The sequence below is a fragment of the Bacillus sp. TE8-1 genome (genome assembly GCF_008368855.1).
Taxonomy (GTDB): Bacteria; Bacillota; Bacilli; order Bacillales; family Bacillaceae_G; genus Bacillus_A; species Bacillus_A cereus.
In genome coordinates, this window is the sequence record NZ_QPET01000021.1 from 216,458 (window position 1) to 229,742 (window position 13,285).

Here is a 13,285-nt window from a genome sequence, read left to right on the forward strand (position 1 = left end):
ATACTTGATTAATGAGAAATGATTAAAGGTTTACTTTATTGGCAAACGAAAAGGAATCTTTATGTTTAACAAATTTTTTATGATCTGGAACGTTTTGAATTGCTACAATTTGCGAATCTCTTGCTTTCAGTGCATCTTGAATCCCGATGGTCATAAGCTTAATAAATAGAATCGTAATAAAGAATGAAGCGAGAGTATAAAAAATAATCCACCATGAAAGATTCATTTCATTACGATTTAATCCAATAAGACCTGCCCAATCATTAGATAGAGAAACAGGTTTGAGCACTCCGTCATAGAGTTCACGCATTTGTATGCCGCCAATTACAATGTTAAGCAGCGCTAAATGGATAACGAGTATGAGTGTTTGGACGATATGTTCCATAAATAATACAAATAAGCGGTCAAGTAATAAGACTCGTAAGTGTTTTTTAATAATATGAAAACGACTAGCCCCCAGTAATTGTGAACTTAAGATGTAATCTTGTTTCATAAATTCATCAACCTCTGAGGATATGTATAAAGAAAGTGTAGGCAGAGCGACGAAAATAAGTACGAGTACTTGATAAAACGTAAATGAAATATTTGGATCTACCCCATCAGCATTTGATGTGATTATAATATTAACGGGCGTGATGAGTATGAATGCGATAAATAGAGTTGGAATATAATAAAAAACTTCTGAGCATGACTGGAAAAATCTTTTGAGTTTTGGAGCAAATAAACTTAAGAGGATTCCTATACATGTTCCGCATAAAATTCGAAAGAAGCTAATTGCCATGGCTAATAAAATAGTGAATTTTGCTCCTTCTACAATTTGTAAGAAAACAGACTCTCCAAAACGATCAGATCCAAAAGGTGGAATTAACGATGGCGGAAAGGGGGCCTTTCCAAGTAATTCGTTATTGTCATTGTAAAGTAACTGAGGAGGTTTTGGGATGTTATCTTTAAAGAACCAACTATAAATAAAACTAGCTGAAATAAGTATGAATAGATAAGTAAAGCCGATTAAAAAGCGTTTTGATTTCCAAATAGATTTCATAATGATACTCCTTTCAATTGCTTTTTCCATCTATTCATCATGAATGAGACTATTTGGAAAATAGCATAAAATGGTAAAATAATCATAACAAGTATGATAAATGCAGCTGGAGGTGAAACAAACGCCTTATTAAATAAAAATTGAATAATGCCTTCCATATTAAAAACAAATTCTAAAATGAATAAATTAGAAAGTAAGAAAACAAAAATCGTTTTTAAATGGTGGAAGAAGTGGATAGATATATTTTTGAATAAATGAATGCATAGTATATAACTTGATGAAAGGCCTTTTCCATATGCAACCTCTACGTAATGTTTTCCTTGCTCTTCTTTTATGTATAACACCATCATCCGAAACATTTGTAATGTAGGTAAGACAGCTAATGATAAAATAGGGAGTAAATAAGCTCGATTTTCATTAAAGGAAATAATAGTGACAGGAGATTCCCCAAATTTCTGAAGTACCCATATGAAAAAAATTTGCAAACAAATCATCATCATCATATCAGGGACAGCTTCTAATATGAACACAATTCGGTTTATCCATTTTTTTATATAATCTTTTGCTAAAAAATAAAAAAATGCCATGCTAGATGATAAAAAGAGAGCAAGAAAAAAGGCTAAAAATAATATAGTAAATGAATATAGGTAAGGTTCTAAAACAGTTGGAAATAATGGTGTTTTTTTGAAATGGCCAAACTTCGGGTCTGATCCTATAATCACTAATGATTCAGGGGAAAAAACCTGTTTTAACATAGTAACGGTCTGATTAAAAAAATAAATTGGTTGAAAGGTAAATCCTTGTTGAGTAATAAATAAATAAGGTAAATTTAATAATAGTAAGAGTGATAAAAGAATTGATGAAAGCTTAATTGTGAATTGAGATATTTTATTTAACATTAAATCCCTCCGACATCTTTTTACAACATTATACAATAAATTTCGTGTTATTGTTTTTATTTTTCTGAAAAATAAAAATACTTTTCGATTTTATAGTATGCAAGATATATTTACAAGATAAAAAAGTGATAATAGGGGGTCACGCTCTATGTTTATCAAGATAAAAGACTAGTGAACCTAAAACAATAAATAAGAGTAAAATGCACAGAATTCTCATTCTGCGGTTAGTTACTTTTCTTGGTTTGATGGTGATGTTACGTGACCGCTAAAAATAAATATTGCTTTTCAACTCTTTCTTCAAGCAAATAAGTAGAACGTATGGAGGACTATGTATGTGTTGTTAATGAGAGAAAAGAGTGTATTGCGTAACGAATATAACGTAATTTTACCGCATGGAAAAGCTAAATTTAGTATATAAGTGAAATGGAATGAGGGGATTTATTTTTTGATATGAAAAAAATTTTCTTTTTATAACTTGATAAACGAAAAAATATTTTATATACTAATTCATGTAAACGGTTTACTAAATCGTATTTTGCTAGAAATGAAGGGAAGATTCGCATGGAAACAAGGGGGAGAGTAATCGGGATTGATATCGGTACCACAAGTACAAAAACGGTTGTGTTCACAGAAAAAGGAAAAGTCATTGCATCACATGCAATCGATTACCCAATTATTCAACCGAATGTAGGATGGGCTGAGCAAGATCCTGATGTAATATGTGCCGCTGTATACAAAAGTGTAAGCGTTGCCATTGAAAAAGGTAATGTATTACCAGAAGATATTTCTTCAATCGGTATTAGTACAGCTATGCACGCATTAATTGCAGTAGATGAAAATGGTGCGCCATTAACGCGTTCTATCATTTGGGCAGATAATCGAAGTACGAAGCAATCAGAAAAATTATTACAACAAATGAATGGGCATGAGATTTATAGACGTACAGGTACACCGATTCATCCAATGTCACCACTTTCTAAATTGTTATGGATGAAAGAAGAGGAACCAGAGTTATATACAAGTGCCTATAAATTCATTTCCATTAAAGAGTATGTGATTTACCAATTATTTTCACGCTACGTAGTTGATTATTCGATTGCTTCTGCTACGGGGTTATTTAATTTAGAAACATTAAACTGGGATGAAGATGTTTTAACTATGTTACATATGTCACCAGAACAATTATCAACCCCTGTACCAACTACATATATTTTATCAGGTATGAAGCCAGAATTAGCACAGAAGATGGGGATAAGTGCAGAAACACCAATTGTCATCGGAGCAAGTGATGGGGTTCTTGCAAATGTAGGAGTTGGTGCGATATCACCGGGTGCGGCTGCAATTACGATTGGAACGAGTGGTGCGGTTCGAACAATCTCATCAAATATAAATACAGATGAGAAAGGGAGAACGTTTTGTTACGCATTAACAGATGAGCACTGGGTAATCGGTGGTCCAACGAATAACGGCGGAATATTACTGAGATGGTTACGTGATGAATTTGGTAGTCCAGAGCAAGAAGTAGCAAGAAAGCTCGGCATTGATCCTTATGATTTATTAATTAAATATGCAGAAAGCGTACCAGCTGGAGCGGATGGGCTATTGTTCTTACCTTTCTTATCTGGAGAACGCGCACCTTACTGGAATGCAAATGCTCGTGGTACATTCTTTGGAATCAATCTTCAACATAAGCGAGAACATTTTATACGTGCAGTGATGGAAGGTGTTTGTATGAGTGTATATTCAGTAGCACTCGCAATCAGGGATTGTACAGGGCCACTTACTGAAATACGAGTTTCAGGAGGGTTTGCAAAATCTGCATTTTGGAGACAAATGTTGTCCGATATGATGGGAAAAGAATTGCTTGTACCTGAAAGTCATGAAGCATCTGCGCTTGGGGCAGCGGCAGTTGCTTTATATGCTGTAGGAAAAATTGATTCTCTTGAAGAGGTAAAGGATTGGATTGATATTGTCCATCACCATGTACCGAATAAAGAAAATACGGCTATATATTTAGAAATGTTTTATATGTATGAACGACTTTACAATCGCTTGAAAGAAGAATTTGATTGTATAGCTGCTTTCCAACGTAAACAATAGGGGGATTGGGAGAAATGGTAGTTGGGATCGTACTAGCGGCAGTTGTCATACTACTTTTACTTATTACGGTAGTAAAATGGCATCCATTTGTCGCATTAATTTTAACAGCAATTGGTGTAGGATTAGCAATGGGAATGCCTTTAATTGGAACTTCACCAAAAGATCCAGGGATTATTGATTCTATTAAACTAGGGCTTGGTAATACGTTAGGGTTTTTAGCGATAGTTTTAGCACTAGGAACGATGCTTGGAAAAATGATGGCCGAATCTGGTGGTGCTGAACGTATCGCTAACACATTAATTAATCGTTTTGGGAAGAAACGAGTTCACTGGGCGATGATGTTCGTTGCATTTTTAGTAGGGATTCCGGTATTTTTCCAAGTTGGATTTGTACTATTAATTCCGTTAGTATTTACAATTGCGTTAGAAACTGGGGTATCACTTATTACAATTGGTATTCCGCTAGTAGCAGGACTGTCAGTCGTACACGGACTTGTTCCACCGCATCCAGCGGCAATGGCGGCAGTTGGTATTTTTAAAGCAGATGTAGGGAAGACAATTTTATATGCGTTAATTGTCGGACTTCCAACTGCAATTATTTCAGGTCCACTTTACGGGAAATGGATTGGTGCTCGTATACATAAGGAAGTACCATTAGATATAGCGGAGCAATTTGTTGAAAAAGATAATAAAAAAGAGCTTCCTAGCTTTTGGAATACATTGTTTACAATTTTACTTCCAGTATTTCTTATGCTTGGTGCATCAATAGCAGAAGTTGCATTAAATAAAACGAGTCAACTAGCACAAGTATTACACTTTATTGGAGATCCGATTGTGGCTTTATTAATTGCAACCATTTACTCTTTCTTTAGTCTTGGATATGCAAAAGGTTTCTCAAAAGATAAAGTGTTACAATTTACAAATGATTGCCTTGGACCTATTGCAAACATATTGTTAGTGATTGGTGCAGGCGGCGCATTTAATAAAGTATTATTAGATTCTGGAATTGGAACGACAATTGCAGATATGGCGAAAGAATCACATATTTCACCGATATTATTAGGGTGGGGAATTGCGGCACTAATCCGAATTGCAACTGGATCGGCAACTGTTTCTATGATGACAGCAGCTGGTATTGTTGCGCCGATTGCAGCAAGCACACCAGGTGTAAATGTTGAATTATTAGCACTTGCAACTGGTGCAGGGTCATTAATTTTATCACACGTGAATGATTCAGGATTTTGGATGATTAAAGAGTATTTCGGAATGACTGTGAAAGAAACATTATTAACATGGACTGCAATGGAGACTATATTATCTGTAGTAGCACTTGGGCTAATTTCGATATTAAATATATTTGTATAGAATAGGAGATTGATTAATATGAAACTAGGATTAATTGGATTAGGAAAAATGGGATTCCCATTAGCTGAACACTTATATGAAGACAAGCATGAAGTAGTTGTATACGATGTAAATAAAGAGCTTGTTGAAAAGGCAGGAAAACTAGGAATTACTGCACGTCATACATTAAAAGAAATGATTGCTGAACTAGAAGCTCCTCGTACAATTTGGGTAATGGTGCCTGCAGGAGAAGTTGTAGAGTCAGTATTAAAAGATGTGTATCCGTTATTAGATGAAGGTGATATCGTTATTGAAGGTGGAAATTCATTCTATAAAGATACGTTACGCCGTGCTGAAGAAGCAAAAAGCTTCGGATTACATTATGTAGATATCGGTACATCTGGCGGTGTAGAAGGAGCTAGATACGGTGCTTGTTTAATGGTTGGTGGAGAAAAAGAAATTTACGACCAATTAGAACCTTTATTTAAAGATTTAGCAGTAGAAAATGGCTATTCTTATGCTGGCCGCGTTGGTAGTGGTCATTTCTTAAAAATGGTTCATAACGGTATTGAATACGGCATGATGCAAGCAATTGCTGAAGGATTTGAAGTACTAGATAAGAGTGACTTTGATTTCAATTATGAAGATGTTGCAAAAGTATGGGCGAACGGATCAGTAATCCGCGGTTGGTTAATGGACTTAACTGAAAAAGCATTTGCAGATGATCCTAAACTTGATGGCATTAAAGGTGTAATGAACTCTTCAGGAGAAGGGAAATGGACTGTTGAAACTGCGCTTGAGTTACAAGCAGCGGCACCAGTAATCGCGATGTCATTATTTATGCGCTATCGTTCTCAGGAAGATGATACATTCCATGGAAAAGTAGTTTCAGCACTACGTAATCAGTTCGGTGGACATGAAGTTGTAAAAAAATAAGGATGTTTTTGAAAAGAAACTTGTGCATAAGCGCAAGTTTCTTTTTTATAGTTTAAGAAATTACTAATTTAAAAATACCAATCAATCATCGTTTTTTTGTCACAAATGACAGTTTCAACATTCATTGATTGAACAATATATTCTATATTTTCTTCTTTAGCTAATAATAAGGTTGTAAAGGAATCGTATATACTCATAAACGCATACTCATTGTCTTCTCCAGTAATAATTAACTCATTATTGCTAATGTCCCAAATATCTAATGGAGTAGTATTATTTACCTGTAATAATCCGTTTGTATCAAGAATTGGTTCAGAGAAATATAGATTTTTTGCACCTTTAGAACCGAGGAGTTTAAGTAATTTGTGTAATAAAAATATAGACGTATAATCTTCTGTTGGATAATAAAGATCTTTTTTTTAGTTTGAATGTAGCTTTTCAGCTAAATCCTCTCTTTTATATTCTTCTGAAAGGGCACTAATGGAAGTCAACATGGCCATTGCTAGGTCTGCGTATGAATGTAATCCACTACAAGACAACATTTCCTTCCAAGAAACGGATTTCCCATTATAAATGATTTCTTCAGCGCTAGGATAGATGTGCTCATATGGTCTTTTTCTCACAGACTTTTCCCATCCTAAAGGCATTTGGATAAAAGGATGTAGCAATATAGCTGCAGATTTAAAGTTTCTTGGTAGTTGTTCTAAAATTGGTGATTTGTCATCTAGCCAAATGTAATCCAACAAAATATAACCTCCTCTTAGACTTTGAAATGTACGGATTCCCGTATTATGTTTTTTGTATTGATTGTATCAAATATAAAGCGAAGCATGAAATATGTCCCAACATAAAAGTAAGAATAAATAAAATGAAGTTTTCATAAATAGTAAAAGGGTGCTTATGTCATCAGTATAGCTAAGAAATGTTGTTACATATGAGAAGAGCGTGTTAATAAAATATGAGGTGGTTAAATGGGAAATGAGCAAGTGAAGTCTGTAAAGGAAGAAAAAAAGTTATGTCTTTGTATGATCGTCAAAAATGAGTCTAGAATTATGGAAAGATGTTTAAATGCAACAAAATCAATTGTAGACTTTGTTTCTATTTGTGATACTGGATCGACGGATAATACGCCTGAAATTATTGAAAATTGGTGTAAGGAAAATGAGATACCTGGGACGGTTCATCATGAGCCGTTTAAAAACTTTGGTTATAACAGAAGCTTAGCTGTTTCGTTAGCGCAAAAAACATACCCAGAAGCAGATTATTTATTAATATTAGATGCGGATATGATTTTAGAGGTTGATCCGAATTTCGATAAAACGAGCTTAACGGAAGATCATTATCTTACATTACAATATGATGTTCATATTAAATATTGGCTTACACGTCTTTTGAAAGCTTCTTTACCATGGAAATCTGTCGGTGTTACTCATGAGTATTGGGATATAGATCGTTCAAAAGTTGGAGCGAATTACAATACGAGGGTAGCTCGGTTAGAGACTCTTGTCGTGAATGATCCCGGAGATGGCGGGAGCAAAGCTGATAAATTTGAAAGAGATGAGAGGTTGTTGTTACAGGGAATAAACGACCCAGAAACAACGCCAGATTTGCATATAAGATATTTATTTTATTTAGCTCAGACTTATTTTCATTTAAGCCAATTTGAGAATTCAATTAAATGGTATAAAAAACGAGTGGAAGCAGGAGGATGGGTTGAAGAGGTATTCTATTCGTTATTGCGAATAGGATTTTGTTATGAGCAGTTAGCAAATCGTTCAGCAAATAAACAAAATGAAGTGACAGATGCTGATGAAAAAGAAACTGTTAAAGGGCAAGAAGAGCAATATTTAGCATTAGCTGTTTTTTATTTTCAAAAAGCGTGGGAATATAGACCAACCCGGGCTGAACCATTATACCAACTTGCAAGGTTGTATCGATTACGATCTCAAAACAATATTGCTTTGATGTATGCTCTGCAAGGGAAGGAAATTCCTTTTCCAAAGGATGATCTACTATTTGTAGATTATCATGTGTATGATTACTTATTTGACTATGAAATTTCTATTAGTGCTTTCTATATACCTCATAAAAAACATTTAGGGGCGGTGTCGCAAAAGTATTTGGAATCGATAAAAGAAAAGATTCCATTTCATATAGCAAATATAGTAGAGAATAATGCGAAATTTTATTAAATACATTTTCGATTAAAGGAGTAGTGGAGTAATCATGGAATTAATGCGATGGGCGATTGAACTAGGAGAATCGGTGCATGGAAATACGTATGAAGAATTGATGCCACTACTAGACTATTATTATGATCGTGATCATTTAAAAGCGTATTGTATCGCAAATCTTCTTTTAAACATGGATGTATTAGATGAAGATCGGGAAAGAATCGAATTAAGAAGATGCATCGCTGCTTATTATGCTGGATTATATAAAGTAGCAAGAAAACATGCAAATGAGTTGGTACTTAAACATCCGGATGTAGATCTATATAAAAATAATTTAAGATTAATGGAAGTTTATTTGAATAAAGAATATGATTATTGTCTTTTTATATGCCCAAAGACATACGGTAGTTTCATAGATGTTGCGCGAGCTTTAAAGTGGCGGTTGGAGCAGGAGGGAAATACAGTAATTATATCAGAAACAATACTGGAAAATGTAAAGAATACAGTTGTTTTTGGAGCCCATACATACGCATATAACCCGAACCTTCTTCCGAAAGATGCAATTATTTATAATTTAGAACAGCTATACGAAGGAAGTCCATATGCGCATCCCCTTTATTTAATATTATTAAAAGATAGAGTGATTTGGGATTATAGTAAACAAAATATAGAATGGCTTAAACAAAAAGGGGTAGGAAAAGAAATAAAACATGTAGAAATGAACTATGCTCCAACTTTGGAAATAAAAAAAGATGCGTTTGAAGATGAGATTATTGAAGATATTGATATTCTGTTTATAGGTGCTCTTAATCCGAGGCGACAAGCTATTTTTGATCATCTAAAAGCGATTGCCCCGAATTTAAATATAGTTTTTAAAAATAATGCGTGGGGAATTGTTCGAAATGAATTGATTGCTAGAGCTAAAATTATATTAAATATTCATTTTTACTTATCAGGAATTCTTGAAACACCTCGCGTATCTTATGCAGTCGCAAATAAGAAATTTATTATTTCCGAAAATAGTAATCCAGAAGATGAGGTAGAGTGGCCAGGAATTGTATTTACTCCGTACGAAAAAATAATTGAAAACGTAATGAAATATATAGAATTACCAGAAGAACGGAAAAGATTAGCGGAAAAAGCATATAATCATTTTGAAGCAAATGAAAGTTTAGGTACATTGAGCATGAGAGATGAATCAAAGTAATTGTACGAAACTCATACGAAAGTATGAGTTCTTTTTTTGTTTATCATACTATTTTATGAAACAAGTTAACTCTTTATATTGTGTTTTGTATAGAAATTTCTGATAATATATAAGTAGAACTTGAAAACAAAGGGGAGAAATAATCATGAAACTAGTCGTTATTAACGGTACACCAAGAAAATTTGGTAGAACTCGCGTGGTGGCAAAATATATTGCGGATCAATTTGAAGGGGAATTATATGATTTAGCAATTGAGGAGTTACCTTTATACAATGGAGAAGAGTCGCAACGTGATTTAGAGGCAGTAAAAAAATTAAAAACGTTAGTGAAAGCTGCGGATGGGGTTGTATTATGTACACCAGAATATCATAATGCGATGAGCGGTGCGCTGAAAAACTCTTTAGATTACTTAAGTAGTAGTGAATTTATTCATAAACCAGTTGCGTTGTTAGCGGTTGCTGGTGGCGGTAAAGGTGGAATAAATGCATTAAACAGCATGCGAACGGTCGCTAGAGGTGTTTATGCAAATGCAATTCCAAAACAAGTTGTGCTTGATGGATTACATGTGCAAGATGGTGAACTTGGGGAAGATGCAAAACCATTAATTCATGATGTAGTTAAAGAATTGAAAGCATATATGAGCGTATATAAAGAGGTGAAAAAACAACTAGGAGTGGAGTGATATGTCCTCACTTTATCATGATTCTCGCTTGTATTACATTCTAGGAGCCAATAGTCTATCTGCTATTGGTTCCGGAATTGTTATGATAACGATTCCTTGGCTGTTAATTAAAGAGAGTGGAGGAGAGACAACATTTGGTTATGTTTCTATCATTGCAACCCTCATTATGTTTTTATTAACACCATTCATTGGGCAAAGTATTGATCGTTTTTCAAGAAAATCTTTATTGCTATGTAACGAAGGAATCGGAATAGCCGTAATCGGAATAATGGTTATATGGGGATTTGCTGGGCAACCTTATCATTCTATTCACTATATTCTTATTTATATAGCCGGATCATTCTACTATTTATTATTTTATCCTACAATATTTGCGTTCAACCAAGAGATATTTCAAGCAGAACATTATAAAAGTTTAAGTGGAACGATGGAAATACAAGGACAGTTAACACAAGTTATTTCTGGAGCGGCCGCGAGCTTCTTAATTGAAATTGTATCTTTGAAGTGGATTTTGTTAGTAGACATGTTAACTTTTGCTGGAGCATTTTTTCTTTTCTTATGTATACCGTACGTAAAGAAAAAAGAAGTGAAAAGAAAAATAACATTTAAGAAGCAATTGTTTGAAGGAATTCACTTTATGAAAAAACGTCCTAAGCTCTTTTGGTTCTTACTGGCCACTTATATGCCGTTTATAGGTGTTATGATGGCAAATTATTTAATACCAGTTTATATTTCGGATATACTTAAAGCCAATGCCTCTGTATACGCAATAGAGGGGATGATGTACGGGGTTGGAGCGGTTGTTGCAGGAATCTGTATTCCACTCATAATGAAATATATCAAAACAGAAGTTTCAATCGTTATGACGATGTTCATTTATGTAATTTCAATTACCGCAATGATTATTGAACCTTCCGTAATTTTCTTATATGGACTTGCAATTTTTCATGCAGTTGGAAATGCGGGTACAAGAGTGGCGAGAAATGTATTGATGATGGAGGAAATTCCAAACGAAGTAATGGGACGTGTAGACAGCTTATTTCGCCTAATTGGTACTGGAATACGAATTGTATTATTAATGCTGTTTACAGCGGGTGTATCTAAAGCCGGAGTAATGCTTCCGTTTTACGTATTAAGCTGCATATTGATCTTCTCATTAGGAATCGCTATTTATTATGTACTATCACAACGTAAAGTAGCGGCGAATGTTTCTAATAAATCAATCGTTTAAAAAAACACTTCTGCCGCCCTTTCTTTTTCTGTATAATAAAAAGAAAGGGAGTGCAAACTTATTTATGAACAAATGGATCTTTCTTATCATTTTATTATTACCGCCACTATACATCATTTATATGACGTTTAGAATGAACAAAGTTGCTCGTGAAAAGTTGAGCTATCACTCTCCGTACGTTCTTATACTGGGTGCAAAGTTATTTGGAGATAGACCGTCTTTATCTCTTCAAAATCGTTTGGATGTAGCGTTGGAGTATTTATTTTCACATCCTGAAGCGAAAGTAATTGTTTCAGGTGGTCAAGGAGAAGATGAAGATATACCGGAAGCTCACAGCATGAGAAACTATTTAATGGTACACGGTATAGATGAGAGTCGTATTTTAATAGAAGATCAATCTACAAATACGTATGAAAACTTAAAGTTTAGTATGGATTTATATAATGTGAAACATGCGGTAGTTGTAAGTAATACGTATCATTTATATCGAACGAAAATAATTGCAAAGCGTTTAGGCATGAAGATGGAGGCACTAGCTGCTGAAACGCCAATTCGTTCTAAGAGAAAAATGTATGTTCGCGAATATGCTGCTATTATGAAAACAATATTGTTCGACCGTTAGAGCTCAAATGTGAGCTCTTTTTTAATTTAAAAGCGTATCATTTGAAATGAATGCCATATTCCATCAAAATAAAGGAAACAACATTAAAGGAGTTGTATTTGTGATTCAATTTAATCATGTGTCAAAATCGTATGAAGATGGCACGAAAGCAGTGGATTCATTGCATTTAGAAATTAAAAAGGGAGAATTTTTTGTTCTCATCGGTCCGAGTGGATGCGGGAAAACAACGACAATGAAGATGATTAATCGTTTAATCGAAACGACTGAAGGATCGATTTTAATCGATGGAAAAGATATTCAACAATATAATATAAACGAATTACGTTGGGATATAGGATACGTGTTGCAACAGATTGCTTTGTTTCCTCATATGACAATTGCTGAAAATATTGCAGTTGTTCCTGAAATGAGGCAATGGAGCAAAAAAGAAATTAAAGCACGCGTCGATGAATTGTTACATATGGTTGGATTAGATCCGGATATTTATCGAAATCGTATGCCTGATGAATTGTCAGGAGGACAAAAACAACGTGTCGGTGTCGTGCGAGCATTAGCTGCAAACCCGAAAATCGTTCTTATGGATGAACCATTTAGTGCGTTAGATCCATTAAGTAGGGAACAGCTTCAGAAGGATATTGTACAGTTGCAAAAAAAGATTCAAAAAACAATCGTATTCGTAACACATGATATGCAAGAAGCATTATCACTTGGAGATCGCATTTGTATTATGAAAGAAGGAAAAGTTGTTCAACTAGATACACCAGAAGGAATTATACATAATCCGAAAAATGAATTTGTAGAGGAATTCATTGGAAATCGTGGGCGAACTTGGTATGAGGGGAAAAGTATAGCAGATGTATTGCCGCTCGATCAAAGTGTGCAATTAGAAGGGCAGGCGCTATCATTACATTCTTCTTTACAAGAAGCGTTAGTTCGTGTGCGTAATGAGGAGGTCGTTCCAGTTGAAAAAAACGGTCAATATATTGGAACGTTAACAAGTCGTCATATTGTCAATTACATTGTTGAACAAATGAAGGAAAGAGGCTAAA

Annotated in this window: 11 protein-coding genes and 1 pseudogene; 9 read left to right on the forward strand and 3 right to left on the reverse strand. The window is 34.4% G+C overall.

The features are described 5' to 3' along the window. Positions 1-22 precede the first annotated feature (22 nt). Positions 23-1,042 carry an ABC transporter permease gene (locus DN404_RS20100; protein ID WP_000836565.1) on the reverse strand — a complete coding sequence of 340 codons (1,020 nt, stop codon included), beginning with the start codon at positions 1,040-1,042 and terminating at the stop codon, positions 23-25. Then, the gene (locus DN404_RS20105) at positions 1,039-1,941 is read right to left on the reverse strand and encodes an ABC transporter permease subunit (RefSeq protein WP_000932683.1); all 903 of its coding nucleotides are present in this window, start codon (positions 1,939-1,941) and stop codon (positions 1,039-1,041) included. Before DN404_RS20105 ends, DN404_RS20100 begins: the two co-directional genes overlap by 4 nt. Positions 1,942-2,502: 561 nt before the next feature. On the opposite strand from DN404_RS20105, the gene gntK reads away from it, so the two are divergent. The 3 genes from gntK to gnd are packed head-to-tail and all read left to right on the forward strand — an operon-like array spanning position 2,503 to position 6,320. Continuing rightward, complete coding sequence (gntK, locus tag DN404_RS20110; protein WP_000449999.1) at positions 2,503-4,041, forward strand: gluconokinase; 1,539 nt, start codon at positions 2,503-2,505, stop codon at positions 4,039-4,041. Between the two features lie 14 nt (positions 4,042-4,055). Next, positions 4,056-5,405, forward strand: a complete 1,350-nt coding sequence (locus DN404_RS20115) for a GntP family permease (protein WP_000260208.1) — start codon at positions 4,056-4,058, stop codon at positions 5,403-5,405. 18 nt (positions 5,406-5,423) lie between these two features. After that, complete coding sequence (gene gnd, locus DN404_RS20120) at positions 5,424-6,320, forward strand: phosphogluconate dehydrogenase (NAD(+)-dependent, decarboxylating) (protein ID WP_000765994.1); 897 nt, start codon at positions 5,424-5,426, stop codon at positions 6,318-6,320. A gap of 68 nt (positions 6,321-6,388) precedes the next feature. On the opposite strand, the pseudogene DN404_RS20125 reads toward gnd, so the two are convergent. Beyond that, positions 6,389-7,152 (reverse strand): annotated as a pseudogene (locus DN404_RS20125) (DUF2711 domain-containing protein). Between the two features lie 139 nt (positions 7,153-7,291). Here DN404_RS20125 and DN404_RS20130 point away from each other — a divergent pair. The 6 genes from DN404_RS20130 to DN404_RS20155 all read left to right on the forward strand — a co-directional run bounded on the left by DN404_RS20130 (position 7,292) and on the right by DN404_RS20155 (position 13,284). Then, positions 7,292-8,512, forward strand: coding sequence for a glycosyltransferase (locus tag DN404_RS20130; protein WP_000526219.1), 1,221 nt, complete (start codon positions 7,292-7,294; stop codon positions 8,510-8,512). A 34-nt stretch (positions 8,513-8,546) separates the two neighbouring features. Then, positions 8,547-9,701 carry a CgeB family protein gene (locus DN404_RS20135; RefSeq protein ID WP_000422328.1) on the forward strand — a complete coding sequence of 385 codons (1,155 nt, stop codon included), beginning with the start codon at positions 8,547-8,549 and terminating at the stop codon, positions 9,699-9,701. A gap of 145 nt (positions 9,702-9,846) precedes the next feature. Further along, positions 9,847-10,383, forward strand: coding sequence for an NADPH-dependent FMN reductase (locus DN404_RS20140; protein ID WP_000780355.1), 537 nt, complete (start codon positions 9,847-9,849; stop codon positions 10,381-10,383). A gap of 1 nt (position 10,384) precedes the next feature. Further along, positions 10,385-11,614, forward strand: a complete 1,230-nt coding sequence (locus DN404_RS20145) for an MFS transporter (protein WP_000097159.1) — start codon at positions 10,385-10,387, stop codon at positions 11,612-11,614. A gap of 64 nt (positions 11,615-11,678) precedes the next feature. Next, positions 11,679-12,236 (forward strand): YdcF family protein, encoded by a 558-nt coding sequence (locus tag DN404_RS20150; protein WP_001045713.1) that lies wholly within the window; start codon positions 11,679-11,681, stop codon positions 12,234-12,236. A 100-nt stretch (positions 12,237-12,336) separates the two neighbouring features. Next, positions 12,337-13,284 (forward strand): ABC transporter ATP-binding protein, encoded by a 948-nt coding sequence (locus DN404_RS20155; RefSeq protein WP_149215377.1) that lies wholly within the window; start codon positions 12,337-12,339, stop codon positions 13,282-13,284. Position 13,285 lies beyond the last annotated feature (1 nt).